This window comes from Variovorax sp. GW823-FHT02B07 (assembly GCF_058797695.1).
The window spans coordinates 217,885-243,706 of the sequence record NZ_JBXAJX010000002.1 but is presented as its reverse complement, the minus strand read 5'-3'; the positions used below and the strand labels follow the sequence as shown (position 1 = coordinate 243,706).

The 25,822-nt window shown below is 63.0% G+C and carries 21 protein-coding genes, 1 tRNA gene and 1 pseudogene; 14 read left to right on the top strand and 9 right to left on the bottom strand.

Features of this window, described 5'->3' with window-relative positions; genetic code table 11:
* Positions 1 to 27 precede the first annotated feature (27 nt).
* A complete protein-coding gene (locus AC1RGU_RS12400; RefSeq protein WP_492699212.1) occupies positions 28 to 1,671 on the top strand; it encodes an ATP-binding protein in 1,644 nt (547 codons plus the stop codon).
* Here AC1RGU_RS12400 and AC1RGU_RS12395 read toward each other — a convergent pair.
* Complete coding sequence (locus tag AC1RGU_RS12395) at positions 1,668 to 2,285, bottom strand: DUF4337 domain-containing protein (protein WP_070062419.1); 618 nt, start codon at positions 2,283 to 2,285, stop codon at positions 1,668 to 1,670. The genes AC1RGU_RS12400 and AC1RGU_RS12395 overlap by 4 nt on opposite strands.
* A 253-nt stretch (positions 2,286 to 2,538) precedes the next feature.
* A complete protein-coding gene (locus tag AC1RGU_RS12390) occupies positions 2,539 to 2,910 on the bottom strand; it encodes a hypothetical protein (protein WP_492699210.1) in 372 nt (123 codons plus the stop codon).
* Between the two features lie 31 nt (positions 2,911 to 2,941).
* Between AC1RGU_RS12390 and AC1RGU_RS12385 the strand changes: the two genes are divergently transcribed.
* Together AC1RGU_RS12385 and AC1RGU_RS12380 are read left to right on the top strand one after the other, a co-directional pair.
* Positions 2,942 to 4,702: a tyrosine-type recombinase/integrase gene (locus tag AC1RGU_RS12385; protein WP_492699208.1), complete on the top strand. Its 1,761-nt coding sequence runs from the start codon at positions 2,942 to 2,944 to the stop codon at positions 4,700 to 4,702.
* A 194-nt stretch (positions 4,703 to 4,896) separates the two neighbouring features.
* Positions 4,897 to 5,262 (top strand): hypothetical protein, encoded by a 366-nt coding sequence (locus AC1RGU_RS12380; protein ID WP_492699206.1) that lies wholly within the window; start codon positions 4,897 to 4,899, stop codon positions 5,260 to 5,262.
* A gap of 75 nt (positions 5,263 to 5,337) precedes the next feature.
* Here the strand turns inward: AC1RGU_RS12380 and AC1RGU_RS12375 are convergent.
* From AC1RGU_RS12375 to AC1RGU_RS12365, 3 genes are all read right to left on the bottom strand, one after another.
* Positions 5,338 to 5,412 (bottom strand) — tRNA-Met (locus AC1RGU_RS12375).
* A 40-nt stretch (positions 5,413 to 5,452) separates the two neighbouring features.
* On the bottom strand, positions 5,453 to 6,085 hold the full coding sequence (locus AC1RGU_RS12370) for a hypothetical protein (RefSeq protein ID WP_492699204.1): 633 nt from the start codon (positions 6,083 to 6,085) through the stop codon (positions 5,453 to 5,455).
* A 260-nt stretch (positions 6,086 to 6,345) separates the two neighbouring features.
* A complete protein-coding gene (locus tag AC1RGU_RS12365; RefSeq protein ID WP_492699202.1) occupies positions 6,346 to 7,542 on the bottom strand; it encodes a PIN domain-containing protein in 1,197 nt (398 codons plus the stop codon).
* Between the two features lie 1,279 nt (positions 7,543 to 8,821).
* On the opposite strand from AC1RGU_RS12365, the gene AC1RGU_RS12360 reads away from it, so the two are divergent.
* From AC1RGU_RS12360 to AC1RGU_RS12350, 3 genes are all read left to right on the top strand, one after another.
* Positions 8,822 to 9,793, top strand: a complete 972-nt coding sequence (locus AC1RGU_RS12360; protein WP_492699200.1) for a hypothetical protein — start codon at positions 8,822 to 8,824, stop codon at positions 9,791 to 9,793.
* Between the two features lie 236 nt (positions 9,794 to 10,029).
* Entirely contained in the window at positions 10,030 to 10,848 is an 819-nt protein-coding gene (locus tag AC1RGU_RS12355) for a hypothetical protein (RefSeq protein ID WP_492699198.1), read from the top strand.
* A gap of 310 nt (positions 10,849 to 11,158) precedes the next feature.
* Positions 11,159 to 12,715: a 3'-5' exonuclease gene (locus tag AC1RGU_RS12350; RefSeq protein ID WP_492699196.1), complete on the top strand. Its 1,557-nt coding sequence runs from the start codon at positions 11,159 to 11,161 to the stop codon at positions 12,713 to 12,715.
* 574 nt (positions 12,716 to 13,289) lie between these two features.
* Here AC1RGU_RS12350 and AC1RGU_RS12345 read toward each other — a convergent pair.
* Both AC1RGU_RS12345 and AC1RGU_RS12340 read right to left on the bottom strand, forming a co-directional pair.
* Entirely contained in the window at positions 13,290 to 14,558 is a 1,269-nt protein-coding gene (locus AC1RGU_RS12345) for an alpha/beta hydrolase family protein (RefSeq protein WP_492699194.1), read from the bottom strand.
* Positions 14,559 to 14,573: 15 nt separating this feature from the next.
* Positions 14,574 to 15,632 (bottom strand): SDR family oxidoreductase, encoded by a 1,059-nt coding sequence (locus tag AC1RGU_RS12340; protein WP_492699192.1) that lies wholly within the window; start codon positions 15,630 to 15,632, stop codon positions 14,574 to 14,576.
* A 150-nt stretch (positions 15,633 to 15,782) separates the two neighbouring features.
* Between AC1RGU_RS12340 and AC1RGU_RS12335 the strand changes: the two genes are divergently transcribed.
* Positions 15,783 to 16,478 (top strand): TetR/AcrR family transcriptional regulator, encoded by a 696-nt coding sequence (locus AC1RGU_RS12335; RefSeq protein ID WP_159270796.1) that lies wholly within the window; start codon positions 15,783 to 15,785, stop codon positions 16,476 to 16,478.
* Between the two features lie 27 nt (positions 16,479 to 16,505).
* On the opposite strand, the pseudogene AC1RGU_RS12330 reads toward AC1RGU_RS12335, so the two are convergent.
* Both AC1RGU_RS12330 and AC1RGU_RS12325 read right to left on the bottom strand, forming a co-directional pair.
* A pseudogene (locus AC1RGU_RS12330) lies at positions 16,506 to 16,703 on the bottom strand (GntR family transcriptional regulator); the annotation flags it as partial.
* 54 nt (positions 16,704 to 16,757) lie between these two features.
* Positions 16,758 to 17,711 (bottom strand): LysR family transcriptional regulator, encoded by a 954-nt coding sequence (locus AC1RGU_RS12325; protein ID WP_159270795.1) that lies wholly within the window; start codon positions 17,709 to 17,711, stop codon positions 16,758 to 16,760.
* A 135-nt stretch (positions 17,712 to 17,846) separates the two neighbouring features.
* Between AC1RGU_RS12325 and AC1RGU_RS12320 the strand changes: the two genes are divergently transcribed.
* The 7 genes from AC1RGU_RS12320 to AC1RGU_RS12290 are packed head-to-tail and all read left to right on the top strand — an operon-like array spanning position 17,847 to position 25,557.
* The gene (locus tag AC1RGU_RS12320; protein ID WP_159277269.1) at positions 17,847 to 18,890 is read left to right on the top strand and encodes a porin; all 1,044 of its coding nucleotides are present in this window, start codon (positions 17,847 to 17,849) and stop codon (positions 18,888 to 18,890) included.
* A gap of 30 nt (positions 18,891 to 18,920) precedes the next feature.
* On the top strand, positions 18,921 to 19,895 hold the full coding sequence (locus tag AC1RGU_RS12315; RefSeq protein WP_390344562.1) for a Bug family tripartite tricarboxylate transporter substrate binding protein: 975 nt from the start codon (positions 18,921 to 18,923) through the stop codon (positions 19,893 to 19,895).
* A 13-nt stretch (positions 19,896 to 19,908) separates the two neighbouring features.
* Positions 19,909 to 21,420 carry an FAD-dependent monooxygenase gene (locus tag AC1RGU_RS12310; protein WP_492699188.1) on the top strand — a complete coding sequence of 504 codons (1,512 nt, stop codon included), beginning with the start codon at positions 19,909 to 19,911 and terminating at the stop codon, positions 21,418 to 21,420.
* Positions 21,417 to 22,754 (top strand): amidohydrolase family protein, encoded by a 1,338-nt coding sequence (locus AC1RGU_RS12305; protein ID WP_139701785.1) that lies wholly within the window; start codon positions 21,417 to 21,419, stop codon positions 22,752 to 22,754. The genes AC1RGU_RS12310 and AC1RGU_RS12305 overlap by 4 nt, the downstream gene beginning before the upstream one ends.
* On the top strand, positions 22,754 to 23,746 hold the full coding sequence (locus AC1RGU_RS12300; RefSeq protein WP_492699186.1) for an alpha/beta hydrolase: 993 nt from the start codon (positions 22,754 to 22,756) through the stop codon (positions 23,744 to 23,746). The genes AC1RGU_RS12305 and AC1RGU_RS12300 overlap by 1 nt, the downstream gene beginning before the upstream one ends.
* On the top strand, positions 23,743 to 24,675 hold the full coding sequence (locus tag AC1RGU_RS12295; protein WP_062472329.1) for a VOC family protein: 933 nt from the start codon (positions 23,743 to 23,745) through the stop codon (positions 24,673 to 24,675). Before AC1RGU_RS12300 ends, AC1RGU_RS12295 begins: the two co-directional genes overlap by 4 nt.
* Before the next feature lie 21 nt (positions 24,676 to 24,696).
* The gene (locus AC1RGU_RS12290; RefSeq protein WP_492699184.1) at positions 24,697 to 25,557 is read left to right on the top strand and encodes a fumarylacetoacetate hydrolase family protein; all 861 of its coding nucleotides are present in this window, start codon (positions 24,697 to 24,699) and stop codon (positions 25,555 to 25,557) included.
* The last annotated feature ends 265 nt before the right edge of the window (positions 25,558 to 25,822 follow it).

Sequence of the window (25,822 nt, the reverse complement as noted above, 5' to 3'; positions counted from 1 at the left end):
CATCGCCAAGCGTCGATCGAAGTCCAAATGAACCTGAATCTGGGAACTGCTGCGTTCTTCACGGCGCTGGCGGAGTTTGTCCTTGCCGCCGGCATGCTGGCGCTGTGGGCGAAGGGACGCGCGCGCTATCTGCTGGTCTGGGGCGTCGGCTTCCTTGTGTTCGGGATCGGCGCTTTGCTGCTCATCCTGCGCGACAGTATCCCGGACTTCTTCTCCATCCTCCTCGGGAATTTCCTCACGACACTGAGTTCGGTCCTGTTCTACGTGGGCATCTGCCTGTTCTTCGATCGGCGCCGCGCGTGGCTGCCCTGGATGGCGGGGGTACTGGCCGTGGAAGTGGCCTTGCTGGCCTGCTTCTCCTATGTCAGGTACGACACCTCGGCCCGTGTCTACGTGTACGGCGCGGCCCAGTCGGCGATCGCCCTGATGACCCTCCAGGCACTGTGCACGATGGGTCGTGGGCGCGGGGCAAACAGCAACCCCGAAGTGGTCGTCGTCGCCTTGCTGGCGTTGCTGGTCCATAGTGCACGCTTGGTCGGCACGCCCTTCTTTCCCGTGCCACAGGATTTTCTGGCGTCGGGCAATTTCCAGACCCTGCTGGCCTTCGGCTTGAAGCTGACCCACATCGGCTACGCGCTCGCGTTCGGCAACATGCACGCTGCCGCCTTGCATGCCGATCTGCGCGCGGCCCTCGCCCACATCGAGGCCAAGGCCCATCAGAAAGTCGAGATCCTGGGCTACATCGGCCACGACCTGCGCGCACCGCTTGCGACGATCGGCGGGTACGCGTCTCTCCTGCTCGCCGATGCGCACGACACGCAGCGCAAGCATCTGCTGACCATCCAGCGCAGCGTCAAGTACCAGCTCCACCTGATCGACGAACTGCTGGAGTACGCCAAGGCAGAGCTGCAACCGCTGACGGTCCACCCCGTCACCACCGACCTGCCGCGCCTGCTGGACGACATTTCCGACTACGCCGTCGCTCTGTGCGCGCAGCGGAACAACCGCTTTCGCTACCGCCCTTCCGAGCGAATGCCCCGAGAGATCGGCCTGGACGGAAAGCGCATGCAGCAAGTGCTGCTGAACCTGCTGTCCAACGCCGCCAAGTTCACGCGCGACGGTGTGGTGACCTTGTCGGTCACGGCCCGGCCCCAAGGGCGCGCCTGTGTCTTGAGCTTCGCGGTCAGTGACACCGGGATCGGCATCGACATGAGCCGCAACGTCGACATCTTTGGCGCCTTCCAGCAGATGCACCCCGCGAGCGGCAGCACGGGATTGGGCCTGTTCATCGCACAGCGCATCGTCTCGGCCATGGGCGGAACGCTGGGCGTGGCCAGCGTGGCCGGTCAGGGTGCGACGTTCTCCTTCACGCTGTCGGTGCCGGTCGATGCCTCCGAAGCGGACTGGCCCGTCGTCGCGCAGCGGGAGACCGCGCCTGGCGAAGCGTCACCGGCGCCCGCGATGCCCCGAGATGCCATGCCGGAGGATCGCGCCCTGGACGAACTCGCCAGCCTGGCGCTTGAGGGCCGCGTCACGGACATCGAGCACTGGATCGCACGCCACGCCGACGAAGCCGCCTACGCGCCGTTCCTGGCTCTGCTTGCCGACCTGCTGGAGCGGTTGGACCTGCGCGGGATTCACGCGCTGGTGAACCGCCCCGCCCCGTCCTAGATATGCAGTGCCGCCAGCGCGCCGATCGCCACGCCCGCGACGGCCACGCCGTACATGGCGCGCTCCAGCCATTTCTTCCGGGTGAGCAGCGCAATGGCCGCCAGCGCAATGGAGACCTGCAGCACGGTGGTGGCCTGCGCCCAGCGGTGGTGCTGGTGCATCTGCGTCTCGGATTGCGCGTCCCAGCGGCTGGCCTCGTCCTCCAGCTTCTTGGCGGCGGCCTGGATCTCGGTCTTCTCCTGCTCGTAGCGGGTGACCTTCACCTGCCAGCCCTGGCGACGGCCGTCGTCGGTGGCGGTGTCGCGTGCGAACTCCGCCAGCGCCTGCTTGGTGCTCTTCGACTGGAAGTAATTCCACTGGTTCGAAGCCTCGGTCTTCTTGATGGCCGCGTTGTTCTTGTAGAGGCCGGCGTTGGCCTGCGTGGCCCCGCCCATGTACGCGAAGATCGCGCCCGCCGTCGCAATGGCGGCGGTGCTCACGGCGATCTTTCCTGTCGTGCTCATGCCCTTGCCTGAAGAGGCGGCACCGTCATGGCCGTGGTCGTGGCCGCCGGAGGCGGCATGTTCGAGTTCGTGATCGTGCGGACCATGCACGTGAAAGCCGTGTCCTGACATGAAGTTCTTCTAGGCGTTGTTGTTGGAAATCTGGAGGGCGCGCGAGTATGCCCGGACTTCATGCGTCGATGACTCGGGGAAAGTCCTGTCGGCTCTGCGGGTGCGCAGGGCTCGCAGGCAACCACCGTGAGCGCGTGGCTGCGCTCCGGAAACGTGCTGCGCTCAGGTCAACCGCGCGTGCGTGCGAGCCGGGCCTGGCAGCAGATCACTGATGCCAGGCCCGGCAGATTCGCAGGGATCGACGTTCCCGATGTCAGTCGCGATCCTCGTAGTAGCGACGGTGCTGCTCGCGCTCCCACTGCCGACGACGCCATTCACGGCGCTCTGCGCGGCGTTCCTCCCAGCGTTGCGCGCGACGCTCTTCCCAACGGGATTCAGGCTCGTAGTAGACAGGTGCCGGGGCGGAGTAGACCGGCTGCGCGGGCTGGTAGTAGGTCGGGGAGGGCCTCGAATAGACAGGCGCCGGCTCGTAATAGACCGGTGCGGGCTCGCTCACGACCACGCCAGGCAGGTTGACGCCAATGGACCAGCTGGTGGCTGCACTGGCCGATGCGGCGGTGAACAAGGCTGCGGCAGCAACGAGACCTGCGAAACCCAGCTTGAGAGTGGCTCGGGGGAAAGTCATTTCATCTCCTGGAGGGCGAGAAATAGCCCTGATGCACAACCAACGCCTGGCCTTGCGGCGCCGCGTACATCGCCATGGTGAAGAACGTTCCCAAATGTCACGCTGCCGGCTGGTAGTGGTGGGGTTAGCCGGAATCCCTGGAACAAATGCCAATCCGCGCCCAAGCCCCGGAGCAAAACAAAAAGCCCCAGTAGCAGAACTGCTACTGGGGCTTGTGTGTGGCGGAGTGGACGGCCGCCAAATTATAAATCCAGCACTACCCAATAGCAACCAGCAAAGTACAAAAAGCTTTTGGCTGCAAGCACTTACAAAAAACCTGTCGCCCAACAAGGGCCAGCCGCATTTATTGGCGTCCAGTCTAAAAAATGGGCAAAAGCATAGGCATGTTTTTAGGGCTGCATTTGGTAAAATTCCTCTACCGAATTGCGCCACAAAGGGCACACGCCCAACAAGGCACAGCTACGCCCAAAACATGACCCGCCATAATCTTTTAACCATCACAAGCATCCGAAGCAAAGCCAAAAAACCCGGCTATCACCTTGATGGCCGGGGCCTGTACCTCCGGGTGGCTCCTGGGGGCAGCCAAGCCTGGATCCTACGCTACAGCTTCCTCGGGCGCACCCGTGACATGGGGCTCGGGTCCTTGGCTGACGTGAGCTTGGCACGCGCTCGTGAACGCGCCCAAGAGCACCGAATTCAAATCGCCGAAGGTATAGACCCTATTCACCACCGCGAGCAACAGAAAATCGAATTGAAAGCAGCCAGCATCAAATTGGAGCAGGCCAGCGTGACCTTCAAGGCCTGCGCCGAGGAATATCACAAGGAGCACGCCGACGATTGGAAAAATGAAAAGCACCGAGACCAGTGGATCAATACGCTGAAAACCTATGCCTTTCCGAATTTCGGACAGACGCCAATTTTCGAAGTCGGAAAACCTGAAATTCTCAAGGCGCTGAAGCCGATTTGGAAAGAGAAAGCTGAAACGGCTGACCGAGTTTTCCAGCGGATTCGCAAAGTGATGAATTTCGGTGCAGCCAAAGACTATTGCCGTGGCGTCGATAGCGAGTTCTGGGAGCAGGTCAGGATCGCACTGGGCGCCAACGAGAAGGCTCGCAGGGTCGAGCACCACCCGTCCTGCCCGCATCCGCTGATCGGTGCGCTGCTCGCCCAGGTGCACGCCAGCACGGCAACCAGCACAGTGCAGCTGGCATTCGAGTTCGGCGTGTTGACGGCCGCCCGTTCGGGCGAAATTCGCGGCGCCCGCTGGTCGGAGTTCGATGCCTCGCTCAGCAACTGGACGATCCCCCCGGAACGCATGAAGGCCGGGCGCGAGCACCGAGTGCCCTTGTCGAGCCGGGCCACCGAAGTGCTGCGCGCGGCGCTCGCCTTGCAGGCCGAACGGGAAGCAGAAGGTCGCACTTCAGTGGGCTATGCCGATACCGACGAACTGGTGTTCCCCTCGCCTCGCGGCAAGACCTACAGCGACATGGTGTTCACGCAGCTGCTGCGCCGCCTCGAACAGCCGTACACCATGCACGGCTTTCGCGCCACCTTCCGCACCTGGGGCATGGACCACACCGAGTACCCCGCCGAGATGCTTGAGTTCGCGCTGGCGCATCTGGTGGGCGACCAGACAGTACGCGCTTACGCTCGCAGCGACATGGTAGAGAAGCGCAGGCAGCTGATGGAAGACTGGGCTACCTACATCCAGGCCAGCAGCCGAACAGGGGACTCTCAATCCGTAGGTCGAGTGTTCGAGTCACTCAGGGCCCACCACCAACAAGCGCAGTAATGCTGAACCGCCCGCTATCTTTCAGGTAGCGGGCATTTTTTATTGCGGCCCAATATGAGACGCGATATGCGACACGTCTCATATCCAGTGCTGCGACATGGCCGCTCTGCACATACGATGCGCCGATGTGGAAGCCCGACTCTCGAACCCTACACGGGGTCAACGTCTACATAGGCGCTGCGATACTCGGGCCAATGACCCAATCACCGAAAAAGAATCTCTCCAAGGACATGGAGATGTTGGATGCAACGCTCGTTTATGCCCTGCACAACGAAACTTTGGGAACGATCCATGTTCACTACGAGACTATGGCAACCGAGGACTTGGACGGGCCGTACCTACACGCGGCCTATCTCGGCGCCACTGAGCCATCCGCGGAAATTCAGATCGAGTTTTTGCCCGGGTTGGTAGCCTATTGCGTCTGGTCAGTCACCGAGCACGGTGGCCGCAAGCTGTTTGAGCCAACGGTGCCTCCCGCCCTGATGCGCGAGGTCGTCCGCGAACGATTTGGGAAAGCCGTGAAGTTGCGGGTGCCGACTCAGGAAAGCAACTCTGTGTAGTACAAAGGAAAGGCCCCGCTCAAGCGAACCCGGCGGGTGAAGCGTTCGCAATGAGGCAAACGTGGAGACAACTGCTGGTTGCAGGGGCAGATTCGAACCGCCGACAGCCGGGATATGAACCCGGTGATCTACCGCCTGATCCACCCTGCGGTGGGCCAATGATTCCGTGGTTCGCGTGAACCGTGAAACCCTACAGGGGGGCCGCTGCTTCCGGCGGCTGGGCCTCCTTCTTCAGAGCGCGCGCCTCTTCCTCTGTCAATCCTGGGAGCTGGACCGACTCCACGATCACGGTGCCGGCGGCGATGATCTTGTTGACGCGATCATCGATGTCTGCGAAGTAGCGAGTGCCGTGGACCGCCGTCCCCTCGACCAGCTGCCGATGTGAAGGTGCAAGCAGGAAGGCAACCGAAAACGCGTCTCGCGCCTGCGGCTCTAAATACAGGCAGTTCTCGTTCCACCATTTATGGCACTCGGCAACGACGGTGGTCATGTCGCCATCCCATAGGACGGCAAGCAGCCGACGCCACAGCGTGAATGCCTGTTGATGCGCCGCGAGTCTCTTATCGACAGCCGCAACTCGCAGTTGGTGCTTGGCCTTGAATTCCTCGACCAACATGGCGCGTTCGGCCTTGAACTGCTCCACGAGCATCATGTATTCGTTCTTGACGCCTTCGATCTGGCGCGTGATCGCCGCGATGTCCTCCTTGTCGGCAAGGTTCTGCCCCTTCTTTCCCAAGTAGGCGGGAAAGAAGGAACGAACGAGGTTGACGACCAGCAGCATTACCAGGGCGATCAACCAACCACGCAGCTCACCATCCGTCATTTCAGTTTCCTTCGACTGTTGTTCCGTACCGCGCTGACACGACACCGCGACAGACGGCCAGCAGCGGATTCTGCCCCTCCATCCATCCGCCCCCCGCCCCTCCGGAAAGCGCGCCCCTCGCAAACAATGAGCGCTCGGCGCTGCGTGACTACCTGCAGGATTTAACTGCTGAAGCGCTGCAGTTCAGGGGCGAACTAGCGGCGGCGGACAACGACGACGCGGCGCGCGACGCGTTGTTGCTCGCACTCTCAGGACGTTCCTTACGTCGTGCCAATGTCCTCGGCAAGGCTTGGGCTGTCGACCGAATCGATCTCTAGTTCCTCGATGGCGTCCTCAATTTCATCGCCTGCCTGATAGTCGCTTGCCACAACGACGCGGAGTGCACCCGAGACGCTCAGTTCCGCCTCTTCTTCGGCCTCGACGACATAGTCGTTGTGTTGACTGTAGGTCGCGCCACGGCTTTCGATCTCTTCAACATCCCACTTCGGAACGTAGTAGCTGATACTGAAATAGCCGGTGGCTTGAAACGGAACAATGTAGATCGAGTTGCCGTGGTAGGCCGCTTGCTCCCACTCGAATTCGACGTTATCCAGGTCGCCAAACATCGCGATGTAGGCTTCGCGGTCGTCACCCGGAATGCTCGGCGAATTAAATGTCGTTGTCGCGAGGCTTTCGCCGCCGTGCAACGAAACGTAGGACGTCAGAGCGTTTGGGTCTTTGAGGCTCAATTGCTTCAACCCTTCGATGATCGCTTTGGGTGAAAACACTTCTGCTTCTGCCCAGCTAGTCGCAGTCGCTGTAGCTTGAACTTCGGCCTCATGCGCTGCCTTCTTGGGAGCTTCGTCCTCGACGATCAAGGTCTGCACTACATCCGAAGCGATGAGTTCCTTGAGGTTCTGAAAAACCGTCACCCCATCAACGCTGCTGCATGCTTCCTTAAGCCTTCCGTCAGAGCAAACCAGCACAAGCGGGCCTTCGGCCACAAGCTGCAACAACGATTGATAGATCATCGCGTCAGGCAAATCCTTGCGCTCTTTCGCAGCTTTGAACGGCTTGCCCGCCGTGAAGTACGCGTCCATCGCGGCCAGTACATGATCCCCCGACAGCGGCAGGTGTTTTACCCCATGCACTTTCGTCCAGTCATCGAACGACGCGGCCGAGGCTTGTACTACCTCTTCCTTTTTGGTTTCGAGATTCTTGACTAGGTCGTCAATTGCCGCCTTGATGTCTGCAGGCACGGCGCGTTCAAGCAATTCACTTGCGGCCTTCCTGAACTTCGCAAGAGCGTCGGCGCCGTCTACGTTGAGTTGGGTCTCAAACTCGCGCCGCACGATCTCTGGCAGAACGATCTCGATTTTCCCTGCCGTGCACAGATGGCCCAGGGTTTTGAACTCTTGGCTTCGGCGGAAAGTATCGCTGCGGAAAATATTGGTATCTAAAACGACGCGTAGCGGCATGAGCCTAGGATACCTGTCGTTGCGATCGGCGTCCGATTGGAAAGCCGGCCAGCAACAACATCGGAGCGGCCAAGCGCCAGCGTGTCTGACACTGTCCGCCAATTTGGCATGGGCTAAACGGTAAGGATGCGTTCCCCCGCCATTGGAAGTAGTGCCAACAACCAAGGACATGGCCGTCCCGGCGTTGGAGCGCGTCCTGGCGCAGGCCGAGAAGGCCGCGTGCGTAGCGCGCCGCAGCGGCGTCGACTACCCCCAAGGACACGCGGCCCGAGGCTCGCGAAGTGCGTGCGCTCTGGCAGCTCCCCCATGCCCTGGGCCAAGTCAAGACCTCGTCCGAGGCTGCCTGGCGACCCACGTGAACGCATCGTCTTTCGGCCACTAAAGCTGACACCGTAGACGAGGTTGCGCTTGCATGCGCGGCCATTGGCGACGTTGCGCGGCCTCAAAAGCTTTGCTACATTTAGCCCCCCGTTCCCCGAAGTTCCCGTAGCTACTGCTGCTGGCGACTTTGGCGGCTGGCGCTCCCAGCGGAAGAACGGGCTCCTTTACCTTTCTCCCTTTACCGAAGTTCTCTTACTGGATCGATTGCGGGTTCTCCCTTCGATCTGCCGGATCAACGTGGGCTACCCCCATCCGAGGTCCTTATTGGCTCGATATGGATGCATCCATTCGGCCGGAAAACCAGTAACTAGTAACTCGCTGTGGGGGAGCGCCCCCGAAGCATTTTCGGAAAGCACATGGTAAAGAAAATTCTCGATGGCCTACCGTCGCAGCACTCTGCTGTCGACGTGCACCAAGGCAATCACACAACGGGACATCAAGCCCCAGAACAGTTCGTCCGGCTCAACCGATTCATCGCCCTGATGGGTTGGTCGCGGTCAACTTACTACAACCGGGTCTCGGCCGGAATCGTTCCAGCGGCGCGCGCTAACGGCCCAAGAACGCGTGGCTACTTCGCGAGCGAGGTGATAGCGATCCAGCAAGCGCTGATGATTGGCCCGTCGCTCGCCGAAGGCCACACGGAGTCGACCTAGGCAGCGGCATCCCTACCAAGCGGCCCGACGACCATCCGGTGACGGCCCGCTTGCCACCTCAAACGACTACGGCGACATGCGGCCTTGAGACCGCCGTCGCCCTCACCTTAATCGGTCCTTAGTTTGATCATGCCTAGGTCTTAACCGGTGGCAAGCATCAAACTGAATTCGTTTTTACCTTGCTCCCAAGGCCCACACAGGCGGCCTGGAGCAAGGCATCCTCAACCATTCGTACGGCATTGCACATGTCCTCCTTTCCCACCGGCAAGTTCTTCGTGAACGTGCCCGTCCCTCCGCCGCCGAAGGCCGCGCCCACCGCAACAGGACCGGATGCCACGGCGTCGCTTTCTGCGGCAAACGGCGTGCTGATGTTCGCGTACACCCCCGCCCTGCCACTCGGCTACCTCAACGCGTACTCGATCCAGCAGGTATGCACCGGGCAGCCGATCGCCGGCGTGCGCATGCAGCGCAACACGGTCGAAACGTTGCTCACAGCCCCCGGCCGCGTGCTTCAGCAACTGAAAGCGCAGTCAACGCTGTTTCCTGCTCCCGCAGATGCGGCCGACCATACCTTCCGTCATGTCAGTGAGCGCGCCTTCGACTGGGCGAGCAACGAAGGGCTGCTGTACTGCAAGACGATCGGCATCGAGTCGCACAAGGCACTGGCGATCATGCAGCGCATCCCCCACCCGATCCCTTTGCACATGTTCGAGGGCGTCAGCCAACTGAACATGGAGGCCAAGCGCCAGGGCTACTACGTGCTGATGTTCAGCCACTTCGACGACGAGGACGATGTCGTTCGCTTCCGGGATGTGACGAGCGAGCTTTTCGATGCTGCCGTCTGCGAGCCCGACCCTCTCTTTCACGCGGCCTTCTCGATTCGCAGTTCGACTGCGGAGTCGGGTCTTCTCGTTGGCTCCCAGGACATCATGGCTCAGGTGAGCGTCGAAGGCGGTCGCCACCGTTTCTTGACCCAAGCCTTCATTGCAGCCCAAGTTTCCGACCGCGTAATGTTGAAGATGCGCCGCGACGGCGACTCACTTGCCCAAATCGGCGCCGTCATGGAGCTGAACAAGTCGAGCGTCAAACGCCGTCTCGACAAGATGCGGCCACTTCCCCCGTCCAAAGGCGATGACGACTGGCGTCAGACCTACGCCGGCCTGCTCGACCTTCCGCCCCGACGTGGCAGGCCCCTCGACATTTCGAGCGAGGGCTAGGCCGAGCATCTCCCCGCCGGCGCAGACTACCCGACGGGTCTCAGCCCATCGGAGCCCTTCGCAGCAGGGGCGCCGAGCCGCTTGACTAGGACCAGCGCCCTCCAAAAAAAAAGCACCGCTTGCTTTCTTCGCCCCTCGGCGGCTCTCGATCTGGAAGAGCGTTGCGGCAAACCGCCCGTGATCGCGCAACTTACGCAACGCCCCCCCACCCGCCCTTCCCCCCTTCGATCATCATCATGCTCAAACCCACCCGCGTCGATGCATTCGACCACCTCAAGCTTCGCCTAACTGGCCCACTCTCGGCAGAGCAGCGCGCAGAGCTGAAAGCACATTGCCGTCAACTCACCCAGGAGGGCATCAAGGTGCCCTACGCGCCGAACTGGCCCTATGTGCTCGAGGTGAGCCAGCCGCATGCCACTTTCTTCCCCGCGCTGCTGCAGGTGATCGGTACCGAGATCGCCGCCGAACCGGCTGGGGCCGAGGTGGCCAGGGGCTACACGACGCGCTTTCGCATCGAAGCAGACCGGATGCTGCGCTATTTCCTCCAGACTGCAACGCTGCGCCACGCTTCCCGAAAGATCAAGCAGTTCGAGCAGTCGATCTACTTCGGTCGCCGCACGCGCACGCGCCGTTTGGTCCTCTATGCGGACCGGCGCTCAAAACTCTCGACGCCGTCCAAGGGGCAGCATTGCCTGCACACAGAGGTGCGGTTGAAGGGCAGTCCGGCGCTTCGCGCGGCGCAACTCGGCACGGTCGCCGAATTTCACGACTTTGACTTCGATAGCTTCTGGGACCGGAACATGCGATTCTGGGAGTTTGGTTCCCGCGGCGCGCTCGGCAAGAACTTGAAAGGAAAGTCGACCAGCGACCAAGCCGCTCATGCGCGCGCGCGCAGGATGTTCAGTTCCAAGCGCTATCTCGTCGGCACGATGTTTGTGCTGCAAAAGGCGATGGCGGCGAATCCTTCGATGATTCGCGCGCTCAACCAGATCAGCGCGAAAACCTGGGAGGAAAGCGCCCGCAATGCAGCACTGAACGGGTTTCGCTCTGGCTAGCGCTACGCACCGTTCCCCCTACTGGTATAGGTATCAACTTTTTCTTTCTGCTTGTTGTTTTGAGCTTCGAAAACATGTCTTTCTCTTGCCGTTTTCGATGCTTTTCATCAGTTTTGGCTCGTTAGCGCAACCGCCAAAACATTACACATTTGGCATCGCGCGCAGAGCCGACGAAGGCTCTCATTTCGGCCTCCGTTGTTCTCGGTATCTCACTCAAAACGGATGACCGATGCCTACGCGGAGCGCCCCTCATCACGCATCCGATGCGGAGTCGCTCAGCACAAGCCCACCATCTCGTCTTACCGTCGTTATGAAGAAAATCAAGCTCTCAAAGGAGGCCCGGCGCATCGCCGAAGGCACCAGCCGATACGTTGAGGTTCCGGCGTGTCCTGGCAGTGGAAAAACCACGGCTGCTACTGCTCGTGTCGCCCATCTCCTGCAAACAGATCGCGGAACCAAGATTCTGGTGCTCTCGCATTCGAACACCACGGTCGACAACTTCAAGGATCGGCTTCGTGCTTTGGGCCTTGGTGATCACTCTGGCATCTCAGTCTTGACCTGCCATGCCTGCGCGCTCCGGGCCGCTGGCGGCGGCATCTCGGTCCCCACTGGTCTGGAGAGCGAGGCTTACGACAAGATGCTGCGCAAGGGCATGAAGGCCGTGAAGAAACGCGGTCAGGACGCTGTGGATGCCGACCACTTGATCATTGACGAGTACCAGGACTCCAGCACGCTCCAGATCAAGTTCATCGTGGAATTGGCTCGCCATGTGCAATCGATGGTCGCCCTGGGCGACAGCATGCAGATTCTGTACGGATTCGCCGGCGTCACCTACACGCCTTTGAAGGCGGTGATCAAGGGCGTGAAGACGTTGCCACTATCCACCTCGTTTCGCTTGACTCGGGAGACCGCCGATCTGGCCGAGGCCCTTTCCAAGCCCATGAATGGGCCTTCAATCAAGACCGAGACGACAGGCAAGAAGCCGAGGTATCTCACCTCGACGGACTCGACAACGATGGCAAAGCGCGTGGCCGCCAGCATCCGCAAGCTGATCGGCCGAGGGGTATCGCCGTCCAGTATCGCCGTGCTGGGCCGCAACCGGTCAACCGTCAGGCCCGTGGCGCAGGCGCTTCGTTCGGTGGAAGTGCCATCTACGCTGCTCGGAGCCGGTCCCGCGCTCGACGAGCGGTTGCTGGAACTGATTCGGGTGGTCGATGCGGTCGAACAGCATGTGCCCGATCTATCGCTTGTCGCTGGTAGTGGTGCCGGCGTGCGCGCCCGCCGGGTGCGGTATCGCGATGCGCTTGGCCTCGTGCTTGAGGACGTGATCGGCTTCAATGACATGGCTGACAGCCGTGAGGCCAAGCGGTGGAAGACCTTCGTATCTGAGACCGCCAAGGTGGCGGCGGCCCAGTCGCGCCATTTGGAGACGCGCTACATGGGCTGCGTGCAAGCGTACCTGCGCCTGCGTGGAGGCGTACAGGCCGACAAGGACTTGCGCGCCCACCTGAACAACTGGCAGCCCATGTGCCGGGCCTTTGGGTCCGCCGCCGAACTGAATGCGCGCGTCCTTCAGGACGTGGCGGGCGATGCGGTCACCGTCACAACCATCCACCAAGCCAAGGGCATGCAATGGGACCATGTATTCGTGGTTAGTGTGACGGACGGCGTGCTACCCGACAGCCGGAACAAGTCGAAAGAGCAACTGGATGAGGAGCGCCGGATTTTGTATGTGGCCGTGACACGCGCCCGCCAGCGCGTATGGCTGCACCATGCCCCGATGTGGAGCCGGCATGCAAGTCAGATCTTTGCCGAAGAATCGCGCTTCATGGTCAGCAAGGCCGTGAGAACCGTGCTCAAGAAGTGAGCCCGAAGCCCAACCGACGATAACCACAGGCGCGTAAACGCCTGGTTATCGGCTCTTGAGCGCGCAGCAAGTGGTGGAAGCGTGCTGAGCGCAAGCCGGCAGTTCCGGTCGGCCGCTGGCTTTCATGGCCGATCGCGGGGGGCGGTTCTATCATCCATCCTGCGTGTGCACAGTTGGCGACGAATCAAAACGCTCGGAGTGGCCACGCCCAAATGTCTCAACTATAGGGCTGCAGACAGTCTTACTCTACTGGCGGCGCGACTGGCGCTGTTGACTGTCGTGCGGTCGCAGGAACTTCGGTACGCGCAGCGGCATGAAATTGATTCTGAGGGTTGCGAGTGCCGCATGCAGATACCCAAGGTGGCCACCGGCACATCAAGACGTCGCGCGGCCTCGTGGCGCCACCAACCGACGCCGCGAGCTCGACAGCCTGGGCTTTGAATTCCCCTTTGTACTGCCTCTTGGGCAGCTTACCTTCTCCCATCTCGATTCTCCGTACCTCTGAAGTTACCAATTTCTTGCTGTACGTGAAATCAAGGCAGGGTCAGGTAGCGCCGGCCTCAAAAAATGGTCGTCAGTGGTCGGATAGATTTTCCATCTTTAGTCGCCGCGTGAGCCAGTTTGCCGTGAACTCGAAGTGCTCACGCATGTTCGATTCCGCCGTGTGGCCGTCATCCCCGAACACCAGTTGGGTCACGTTGAAGCCTAGCGCTGCCAGAGCGGCGGGCTCGTCTCTGGAGACGAGATTTTCGTGCGCGCCGTTCACCATGAGAATGGGTTTGCGCAGCTGCGCCGCAGTCGGCATCTTCAACTGGCGCGAGAGCTGGAAGGCTTCGTAGTATTCGCACATCGCTTCACGCGGTGTGGTCTGCGGATTCATGTTCGCAAACACGGTGTAGGGCGCGACGATCCAGGCAGGCGCCACCTTGCAATGCGCTTGTCCAAAGCTCGCATCGCTGGGGCCGCCCACATTGACCACCGCCTTGTAGAGGTCGTTGCTCAGCCCGCCAAGCGTTCCCAGATAGCCGCCCATGCTCCATCCATACAAGGCCACCCGGCTTGCGTCCAGGTCGCTGCGGGCCTTGATGTAGTCCGCCACGGCGTCGAACATCACATGGGACTCCGGCCGGAACCCCAACTGGTTCTCCCCGGTGTCTGGGTTTTCCACAATGATGGTGGCGAAGCCCCGACCCATGAAGTAATCACTGTGCCGGATCATCTCGGTCTTCAGGTTGTCGAGGCCGCCGAGAATCACCAGCACCGGCAGTTTCTCGTTGCGACTTGTTCGTGCAGGCGGCGCCCGGAAGTAGCCGGTAAATTCTTTCGCGCCGGTCTTGAAGGCGATGCGCTGGAGCGGCTTTCCCAGGAGCGCATGGGCTCGTTCGGTTGCCTGCAGATCGGCGGTGGGAACCCGCTTGGGAAGCCGGTTCATCCGCAGGTAGAAGGCGGCCTTCTTGTATTCGACCGATGCGGCAGCGTTGTTTCCTCGCGCTTCGGAGGCGCGGGCTCGTTCCAGGTGCAGTTGGGCGGGCTGGTTGAACGTCGCCTGCCAGATCGCCTGCGACGGCCCGGCGTGTTCCGGCAGCGCTGCGGCGATTTCGTCGAAGGTGCTTGCTTCGATGCCGGCGTCCTCGAGCCACCAACAGATGTTGAATTTGAACGAGGGGTGCATGCGGGCGATGCCCTGCGGATACTCCGCCTGCCCCTTGCTGCAGAACTCGGCCATGCTGTCCGCGGTCTTGGCGGCCGGGAGACTTCGGGCCGCAGATGCTTGCGGCGCTGCCGCGATGCAAAGAACAGCCGCGAAGGCTGTCGAGAGTTTCAGGATCAATCTGTTCGTCACGGTTTTTCCTCTTGTTCAGGATTCGGTTCGGGTCGGCACACCAGGCAGCCAGCCATTGCCGCGATACCAGGCGAGCGTGTCGGCCACGGTTTGCTCGATCGGGCGAAACTTCAGCTGAAGCTTCTGCTCGCTCTTGGTGTGGTTGAAATGGCTGCGCCCCGCCTCCTTGCGCATCAGCCGCACGGTGGCCAGGCTGAGCAAGATGGGCTTGCCTGTGGCCCGCGCATAGAGTTCCTGCACCGCCGCCAGCAGGTACAGGAGCGGAAAGGACAAGTGGCGTGTCGGCGTGCGGATGCCCGCGATCTTTCCAACCAGGGGCACCAGTTCCTGCATCGTCATGTGGCGCCCGGCTGCCAGATAGCGCTCACCGCGCTGGCCGCGTTCCGCGGCAGAGATCTGCGCCTTGGCCACGTCGCGGGCATCGACAACGGAAAAGCTGCCCGGCACCAGCCCGGGCAGTTTGCCGAGCACCACATCGTTGACGAACTGTCCTGACGAGGTGGGACCGATGTCGGCCGGCCCCCACATCCATCCGGGCAGGACAAAGCTCGCGTGCATGTCCGGGTGCGCGCCCAGAAAGGCCAGCACGACCTGGTCGGCCATGATCTTGCTACGGTAGTAGTCGTCGCTGGCATCCGCCAGGTCGCGCAGGCAGGTCTCGTCCATGGGCACGCCCGGCTCGCCGTTCAGCACCGCGATGGACGAGGTCTGAACGAAGCGCCGGATGCCGGCACCGTAGGCCCGCTCGATGAGCTGGCGGGTGCCGTCCACGTTGATGCGCTTGAGCTCTGCCCAGTGGCTGCCGCCCTTGAAGTTGTCCCTGAAGAACGCGGCGGTGTGGAACACCACGTCGCACGCTTGCAGCTCGCTGGAGAACGCAGGCACGTCGGCCATGTCGCCCAGCACCAGCTCGACGCCTTTCACCCCCGCAAACTGCTGCTGGCCCTTGGCCTTCGAGCGAACCAGGGCCTTGACGAAGACGCCGCGCGCGACCAGCTCGCGCGCGAGGTTGTTGCCGAGAAGGCCGGTCGCGCCAGTGACGAACGCGGTCTTCAAGGGCTTCGGTTTTTCCATATCAATCGAACTTCAAAAATCAAACGAGTTTTGAATGTACCTTCACCATTTCTAAATATCAAGTGATATTCGAACGTGGGATTCAGGACGGCGACCCGGAAGGAGGCGCTGGCAGGCGCTATTCAAAGTTCATGTGATATCTTTTCGACCATGACCCCGACGACAGCAAAAACGCGCCTGACCCGCGAGGAAAGCCGGGCGCAGACGCGCGAGCGCTTGATCGAAACCGCGCAGCACTTGTTTGTGTCGAACGGCTATGGGGGCGCGTCGATCCGCGACATCGCGGACAAGGCGGGCTACTCCCAAGGCGCCTTCTATTCGAACTTTTCGAGCAAGGAGGACGTCCTGCTGGAGTTGCTGCGGCGGCACATGGAAGCCGAAGCGCTGCAGCTTTTCAAGGTCATGGGCGACGAGCGGCAAGAGCCCGAGCAGATGCTTGCCGAGCTGGAAGCCTGGGCTTCCACACTCAATCACGATGCCGACTGGTGCATGCTTTCCATCGAGCTTCAGCTGCATGCCAACCGCAGTCGAAGCTTCGCGCAGGAGTACCAGAAGGTGTGGGACAAGCACCGATCCGAAATCGGCGGCGTGATCGGGCAGTTGTTCGACAAGCTCGGGCGCACGCCTCCCGCCGCACCGGACGAGCTGGCCGCAGCCTTCATGGCCCTGTCGCACGGGCTGGCATTGCAGCGGATGAGCACTCGCCCCGATCCCTCGGGACGCCTGATCATGGTTTTCCTGCGCGGGCTGATCGCAGGCGCGCAAGGCCTGGAAGCGGTCGCCGTCGCATCAGATGGCCCCGCTGCGCGCGAGCCGAAGAAGCGCGCTGCGAAAACCACGCGCTGAGCCGGGACAGGGACTCGGGCAGCCTTTTCAGGCAAGCAGCGCCTTCACAAGGTCGAGTTGGCGGTCGGGCTTCTCGGTGCCCAGTTCGAGGCTGGCCTCGATGCGTTCGAGGTGCTCGATCATGCAGGTCACGGCCGCTTCGCCCTTGCCGCACAGACGAAGAAAGTCGGAATGCTCGTCAGACGAGCAGTGCGGGTCGTTCGACGAGTGGTAGAGCACAGTGATCCCCGCACCCTCGCCCCGCTGCAATGCGCAGCCTGGGGCATTCGAAGGGCTACGTCATTTCTCGCTCGCCCCTCTGACACGCTTCGTTGTCGCCCGGCTCGACGGCAAACCCTGCGCAACCTCCAGAAGCAACCCGCGGAGCCAGGCGATCGCAGGATCTCGCTCCTGATACTTGTGCCATTGCATGTGCTCAGCAAACGCAGGGATCTCCACCGGGCACGCGACGACGCGCAGCGGAAAGCGCTCGGCGATCTGCTGCGCCAGCCGTGTCGGCAGCGTGGCGATGCGCGGCGTTCCGACCAACAGCGGCGGCACCAGGGTGAAGCTGGGCGCGATGACGTCCTGCCTGCGGGCGCGCTTGCCCACGGCGATCAACTGCTGGTCATAGGTCAGGCGCCGACCACCGCCCCACTCGACACCGATGTGCGAGGCCTCGAAATACTGCTCCGCCGTGAGCTTCTTCGTCATGCCGAAATGCTCGGGACTCACGAGACATGAAAACGTGTCCTCGAACAACAACTCGGAAGGATGCCCGGGCACGATGGCGAACTGCGGCGTGATGAGCAGCTCGATCTCTCCGGCCTGCAACAGGTCGCGAGACTGCGGGCTTCTGGCGCGCAGGTCGAACTCCATCCGAGGCGCTGCGCTGGCCGCACGCCTGACCACCTCCGACAGCAACACCGAGATGACGTAGTCCGAGGAATCGATGACGAAGCGCCGCTGCGAGGTGGTCGGGTCGAACGTCGGCTGCGCCCGGGCGATGGCCTGCACACGCAGGAGCACGTCGTGGACCGGTTTGACCAGTTCGGCAGCCAGCGGCGTGAGGACGAATGACTTGCCGATCGGCTGCAGCAACTCGTCCTTGAAGTACTCGCGCAGGCGCCGCAAAGACAAGCTGGTCGCAGGCTGGCTGAGGAAGACGCGCTCCGAGGCGCGCGTCACGCTGCGGGTGGTCAGGAGTGCGTCGAGCACGACGAGGAGATTCAGGTCGAGTTTGTCGAATCGCATGTCGGTTCTTCCATTTGCGCGGCAAATGACAATACTTTAAACAATTCATTTGTCGCATGGATGTGGGCTGCGAACAATCGAGCCCATCGAGGGACGCCTCGGTCCGTCACCTCACTCACCCGGAGACAAACAAGAATGACCTCATCGCTCGCGCGGCATGCAGCTGCGCCAAGATCCGGCTTGCGCCGTTCGCCTGCCAGGCACATCCATCTGGTGGCCGCGTGCGCGGCATGGGCTGCCACGAGCGCAGGCGCCCAGAGTTCCATCACCCTGTCCGGAAAGGTGGAAATGTCCGTCGACCACCTGCGCATCTCCTCGCCCAACGGCAGCTCCCGCACGCTGACGGCGCTGTCCAGCGACTCGTCGCGCCTGATCTTCGAAGGCGTCGAGGACCTGGGTGGCGGCTGGGGCGCGAAGTTCAAGCTCGATCATGGCTTCAACGCAGACACCGGCACTGTGGGTTTCGGCGGAATCTACTTCGGCCGCGAGGCCATGGTTGGGCTGGTGACGCCCTATGGCGAATTGCGGCTGGGTCGCAACTACATCCCCATGGACGACCTCACCGGGCCGCTCGATCCCTTCTACTTCACCGGCATCGGCGCAGCCTGGCCGATGACCCTCTTCACGCCGCGCATCAACAATTCGGTCAAGTACCTCAGCCCGCGCATGGGCGGCTTTCAAGTGCGTGCGCTTGCCAGTGCCAGCGAAGGCGTCAGGGGTGCGCAATACACCGGCCTGGGCGTCTCTTACAACGACACGAATTTCGACCTACACGCGGCCTACACCATCCAGAAGAACGCGGTGCCCGCCGGCGATCGCAAGGAATTCATGGTGGGCGGCGACTACAAGTTCGGCGGTCCGCGCCTGACCGGTTTCTACATCCAGCGCAACGATCCGGGCCAACCCCGACGTTCCTCGGCATTGGTCGGCACAAACTGGCCGCTCGGCGCCGGTGAAATCCGCGCGAGCTACCTGGTCGAGCGGCAAGGGGCAAGCAAGGCCTCCAGAGTCGCCCTCCAGTACATGCACTTCCTCTCTCGGCGCACGGCCGTCTTTGCCGGCATCGCACGCCTGAACAATGGCGCGGGCTTCTCCGAAACACTAAATCCAGCGCTGCCCGTTCTCGCCAAGGGCGAAGACGTCATGGGCACGCAACTCGGCGTTCGCCACAGCTTCTGACGCGGCCCTTCAAGAAAAAAGGACATCCCAATGAGACGAACCTTCCTGACCTTCTGCGCCGCAGCCACCGCACTGCTGGCGCTCACGCCAGCCTTCGCGCAAGAGACGGCGTATCCCAACAAGCCCATCCATGTCGTGTTTCCCTATCCTGCAGGCTCTTCGCTGGAAGTGGTGGGACGCCTGGTGTCGGAACGCGCCTCGCGCATCCTCGGCCAACCGATCGTCTTCGAGAACAAGGCCGGCGCCAACGGCATCCTCGGCACCACCCAGGTGGCCCGGGCCAAGCCGGACGGCTACACGCTGGCACTGACGACGACCTCGGCCCTGCTCCTGAACAGCCTGCAGCGCAAGGACCTGCCCTACGACCCGGTGCGCAGCTTCACGCCGGTCATTGCCGTCGCTGACATCCCGGTGGGCCTGATCGTCAGCTCGCGGCTGCCCGCGACCGACCTGCGCGCACTCGTAGAGCAGCTGAAGAAGCAGCCGGGGCAGCCCTATGCGAGCGTCGGCATCGGCTCCTTCAACCACCTGCTGATGGAGCAGTTCAAGGCGGTGGCGGGCGTGGACATGCTCCACGTGCCCTACCAGGGCGCCGCGCCCATCATCCCTGAACTGCTCAGCGGTCGCGTGGACGTGACGGTGCTTAGCGTCGGGTCGGTGCTGGGGCAATGGAAAGCGGGACAGGTGCGGGTGCTGGCCTTCATGTCGGACAAGCGCCTGGCATCGCAGCCGGGCGTTCCGACGATGACGGAAGTGTTCCCGTCGTTCCGCCCGTTCGGCAACTGGATGGGCTTCGTCGCACCGGCGAACACGCCGGAGCCGATCGTGCGCAAGCTCAACGCCGCCTTCGCCCAGGCGCTTCAGCTGCCGGAGGTGCGCAAGAAGATCGAGGAAGAACAGTGGCGCGTCATGGGCGGCTCGCCGCAAGACCTGGCGCGCCTGATTTCGAATGATCGCCCGATGGTCGAAGCGGCCATCAAGGCAGCGGGCATCCAGCCTGAATAGGGAGCAAACAAACATGCAGTCATGGGATGTCATCGTGGTAGGGGGTGGCCCTTCGGGCTTGACGCTCGCCGCCGAACTGGCGGGTGCGGGCGCTAAGACGCTGGTGCTCGAACGCAGGACCGAGGGCGTGCAGTCGCGGGCGGGGACCATCCTGCCGCGCGTGCTCGAGTTGTTCGATGCGCGTGGCATTGCGGATCGGTTCATCGAGCGCACGCGCGAGATCGTGCCGTACCCGTTTCGGCCTTCGCACATATGGGCCGGCTTTCATCCGATTCGCTGGCAGTACCTGGAAAGCCGATTCGGCTTCACGCTGGGATTGCCACAGAACTTCACCGAAGAAATCCTCTGGCAATGGGCGACCGAGAGCGGCGCGCAAATTCGCCGCGGCACGGAACTGCAGTCCTTCGAGCAGGATGGCAGCGGCGTGACCGTGTCGGTCACCGATGCCCAGGGGGCGCCAGCGACGCTGCGCGCGCGCTACCTCGTCGGCGCGGACGGCGGCCGCAGCACGGTGCGCTCCGGTGCCGGCATCCCGTTCGATGGCCATTCCGGCACCTTCCGCGGCATCGTCATCGATGCGCACCTAGATGCGCCCTGGCCCGGAGGACGCATCAACGTCGACAACGAGATGGGCTGGGTGCGCGGTTACGCCTTCGGTGAAGGCATCACCCGTTTCAACATCGTCCATCGCGACCGACGCATGGCACCGAAGGATGAACCCGTCACCCTGGAAGAAGCGCTGAAATGCATCGCGGACGTGCACGGCACCGACTACGGCGTCACCAGCCACCGCTGGGCATCGCGCTTCGACGACCAGATGCGTTCGGTGCCGTCGCTGCGAAAGGGTCGCGTGTTCCTGGTGGGCGAGTCGGCCCGCATCCACTATCCAGCCAGCGGCGTCGGCATGAACTTCTGCCTGCAGGATGCCTTCAACCTGGGGTGGAAGCTGGCCAACGTGGTCAACGGCCATGCCGATGAGTCGACACTGGACAGCTACGACGCGGAGCGCCTGCCTGTCATGCGCGCCCTGCTGGAGAGCGTCAAGGCGCAGTGTGTGCTGCAGTTCAACTTCGACGAAAGCGGCCTCACACTCAAGCGGCGCATGGCCGAGCAGATCATTCCGCTGCCGGACGTGCAGCGCAAACTGGTGCTGGAGTTGTGCGGGCTGGAAGCGCCGTATCCGCACGAAGCGGGCAACCACGCGCTGACCGGTTGCCGCCTGCCCGACTTCGACCTCCTCACGCTCGATGGCCGGTCGCTTCGGCCGGCCGAGCTCCTGCGCGATCGCAAGTTCCTGCTGCTCGACCTGGAAGGCCAGAGCCGCCAGTTCGAAGCGCTGCAGTGCGCTGGCCTGCCCTTGAACGTCGTCAGCGCCCGCGTCGGCCGCGTACCGGCAGAGATGGACGGCGTGACGGGCATCCTGGTGCGCCCGGACGGCTACGTCGCCTGGGCCAGCAGCGCCTTGGCACGGGCCGGTGAGGTCGAGGCGCAACTGGGCCGCTGGCTCACGCGGAGCAAGCCGTGAACACCCACCGCACCCTCCTGGCCGGTGGCTGGGTCCTGAGCATGGACCCCACCATCGGCGACCTGCGCCGCGGCGACGTCCTGATCGAAGGCGAGCGCATCGTCGCGGTCGCCCCCCACATCGAGACCGAAGCGGCCGAGCGCATCGACGCGCAACGCATGATCGTCATGCCGGGTTTCGTCGACACCCATCGGCACACCTGGCAAACCTGCGTGCGGCATCGCTATGCGGACATCGATCCTCAGATCTACTTCGTGGAAATGCTCGGCGCCAAGGGGGCTGCTTTCCGCACCGAGGACGTCTATGCCGGCACCCTGCTGGGCGCGGTGTCGGCCCTGGACAGCGGGACGACCACGATGCTGGACTGGTCGCATGTCCAGAACACACCGGAGCATGCGGACGCCGCCATCCTAGCCCTGCGCGACGCCGGCATCCGGGGGGTCTTCGCCCATGGCTGGCCGCTGGTCGAGGGGCATTCCTGGATGTTCGACAGCGAACGCGGTCATCCGCAGGACATCCGCAGGCTGCGCAGCCAGTACTTCTCTTCGGACGACCAGTTGCTGACGCTGGCGATGGCCGGGCGCGGCCCGGAAATGGCACGCCGCGAGGTCTGGCTGCAGGACCTGCGCCTGGCGCGCGAACTAGACATTCGCTCCACCATCCACATGGGCGCGTATGCGCGCAATGCACCGGTCCGCGCGATCGCCCAGATGCACCAGGCCGGCGTGCTGGGCGACGACCTTACCTTCGTTCATTGCTGCTTCTGCGGGGACGACGAACTGGCCATGATGGCCGACGCGGGCGTGACGGCCTCGTTGGGCGTGCACTGCGAACTGAACGCGCAGGGAATCGGCGATATCCCATTCGACCGGTTGCTGGCCGCCGGGATCCGTCCCAGCCTGAGCGGCGATACCGAAACGAAATGCGCTGGCGACATGTTCACGCAGATGCGCCATGCCTTTGCGCACTACCGCTCCTGGATGGGTGGCGGCCATTCGAAGGCCGCGAACGCACCACCGACCATCACTTTGCGTGACGTGCTCGAGTTCGGCACGATCGCCGGTGCAAAGGCCACGGGGCTGGCGCACAAGACGGGATCGCTGACGCCGGGCAAGCAGGCCGACCTCATTCTGGTGCGGCAGGACGACCTGAACCTCACCCCCGTGTCCGACGCCGTCGGGGCCATCGTGCTGGCCGCCCATCCAGGCAATGTCGATTCCGTCTACGTCGCCGGACGCGCGGTGAAGCGCAATGGCCGCATGCTGCACATCGATGTCGACGCGCTGCGCGCCCGCGCCTTCGACTCGCAACGACACGTGCTGGGGGAGATGTGATGCCGGCCATGCCGCAGCTTGATCCCCAACTCGCCGTGGTGGTTGCTGTCCTGCAGGCACGCGGTGCGCCCCCACCGTTCAGCGGCACGCCGGACGAGGCGCGTGGTCGCATGCGCGCCGCGGTCCTTGCCGCGCGCGAGCGCTCCGGATTGCCGGATGTGCAGTCTGCGGAGGACACCGTTGCCGCGCACGCAGACGTGCGCGTTCCGGTGCGCGTGTACCGCCCGCATTCGCACAGGCCGTCGCTGCCGACCGTCGTCTTCTTCCACGGCGGCGGCTTCGTGCTCGGAAGCGTCGAGCTGATGGACGACATCGCGCGCAAGCTGTGTCGCGACATCGAGGCGGTGGTGGTGTCCGTGGACTATCGACTCGCGCCGGAGCATCCCTTTCCCGCCGCGCACGACGACGCGCTGGCTGCCACGTTGTGGGCGCTGGCCAACGCCGTGGCCCTCGGTGGCGATCCCGCGTGCGTGGCCGTGGCCGGGGAAAGCGCGGGCGGCAATCTCGCTGCCTCGTCGGCTATCCAGGTTCGCGACCGCGGCTTTGCGCTCGCGGGTCAGCTGCTCATCGTGCCCGGCGTCGATTTCGCACGCGACACGGTCAGGCTCGAGAGAAACGATGGGTGTGCGTATCCAATGCTCACGCCGCACGACCTGCGGGAGGTGGCGCGGCTCTACCTGGGCACGGCAGCGGACCGTGCGACGGACTTTCCTCCGTCTCCCCTGCACTGCGCAGACTTGGGCGACTTGCCCGCCACGGTCATCGCCGTGGCAGGGTGCGACCCCCTGTACAACGAGGGGCTGGCCTATGCGGCGCGGCTGCAGGCGGCTGGCATTGCCACGCAGGTGCTGCGCTACGAAGACATGTTCCATCCCTTCTTCGGGTTCTTCGAGGTCTCGGAGGCTGCACGGCGCGCCAATGACGAAATCTGCAGCTGCTTCGCAGCGACCCTGCGTGCCTGCCCCGACGACACAAAGGAGGCTGAGGTATGAATCAAGCCCCCCATGCGTCGGTCCATTCGGTCGACCGCTTCGTGTTCAGCGTGCCCGACCTGCATGAGGCCGAGCAGTTCTACCGCGCCTTCGGCCTGGACGTGCGCCGCGAGGGCAACCGCCTGGCGCTGCACACCTTCGGTCATCCGCATTGCTGGGCCTGGGTCCATGCATCGGGCCGGTCGAAGCAACTCGAGTACGTGCGCTATGGCGTGCATGCGCATCAGCTGGATGCCTTGCGGGAACGCATTGTCACGGCTGGCCTCGAGGCACAGCCGCACCCGCTGGGCGATGCCGAGGGCGTCTGGCTGCGCAACCCGGACGGCACACACCTGCAGCTCGTGGCAGCGTCGAAGGTGTCGCCCTCGCACAAGTCCCGCCCGGTCGTGACACCGCCCGTCGCACCGGGCCATGGCGCCGCGCCAGCGCGCAGCCGCGCGCTGCAGGTTCGCCCCCGTTACCTGTCGCACGTGCTTTTCTTCACGCCCGACGTGCCGCGAATGATCCGCTTCTCGCAGGAGATCCTGGGCCTGCGGTTGTCCGATCATTCCGGCGACTTGATCGCCTTCCTGCATGGAGCCCATGGCTCCGATCACCATCTGGTGGCCTTTGCGAAGTCGCACGCGGCCGGCCTGCACCATTCGAGCTGGGACGTGGGCAGCATCGACGAGGTCGGGCGCGGCTCCGAGCAGATGCGCAATGCCGGCCATGGGCGAGGCTGGGGCGTGGGGCGGCACGTGCTCGGGTCGAATTACTTCTACTACGTGCGCGATCCGTGGGGCAGCTATGCCGAGTATTCGCACGACATCGACTACGTGCCGGCCGACAGCGAGTGGCCCGCGGCAGACCATCCGCCAGAAGACTCGCTGTATGTGTGGGGGCCTTCACTGCCCCCCGATTTCATCACCAACCTGGAGCAGCCGGCATAAGCCGGCCTTGAAAGCCACACCATGAGACTCATCGCCTTTATCGCCAGCAACGGCCTGCCCGCCTTGGGGCTGCGAACCGGTTCGCAGGTCGTCAACCTCACCGAAGTCGGATTGCCGTCGACGCTGGACGCGCTGCTCAAGCACCCCGACGGACTGAGCGCCGTGAAGGATGCCGCCGCCCGCGCGACGCAGCACCTGGCGTTCGCCGAGCTGAAACTGCTGCCCCCCCTTCAGAACCCCTCCAAGGCCTTCGCCATCGGCCTGAACTACGTCGATCACGCCTCGGAAAGCAACTTCGAGCCGCCCAAGCACCCGGTCCTGTTCCAGCGCTTTCCCTCTTCATGGGTCGCACACGGCGCGCCCCTGGTGCGCCCGCGGGTCTCCACGCAGTTCGACTATGAGGCGGAACTCGTGGCCATCATCGGTAAGGCAGGCCGCTACATCGCCAAGGAGGATGCGCTGGCGCACGTGGCCGGTTACGCCATTTTCAACGAGGGTTCCATCCGCGACTACCAGTTCCGCTCCGGCCAATGGCTGTGGGGAAAGAACTTCGATCGCAGCGGCGGCTTCGGCCCCGAATTCGTCACAGCGGACGAACTGCCGGCAGGCGCCACCGGCCTGCAGCTGACCTGCCGACTGAACGGCGAAGTGCTGCAAAGCGCCAACACGCGCGACATGATCTTCGACGTAGCGACCCTCGTTGCCGCGTGCTCGGAAGGCATGGAATTGCAGCCGGGCGACATGATCATCACCGGTACGCCCTCGGGCGTGGGTCTGGCGCGCACGCCGCAGGTCTGGCTTAAGCCGGGCGACGTCTGCGAAGTGGAGATCGAAGGCATAGGCATTCTGCAAAACCCCGTGCTCGACGAAGTGTGGGCCTGAGGCCTGATCGTCCTCCCCCGCTACCGCGGGAACAATGGGCAGGCGTGCCGCGCGCAAATGGGGAGCGGCTCGTTTTTGACGGACAGCTCCTCTCAAGCCGAGCCTCTCGAACGTCGGCAACCCATTTGAAGGGGGTATACCCCAAGGGCGGCTATGCAGCGATTGCCCTAGTCGGGATCGGAACAATCGATGTCTGCAACGAGGCCAATACCCGACAACCAAGGCAGTGTGAATCGCTGCGGGGCTCAGTCCAGATCGGGCTTCG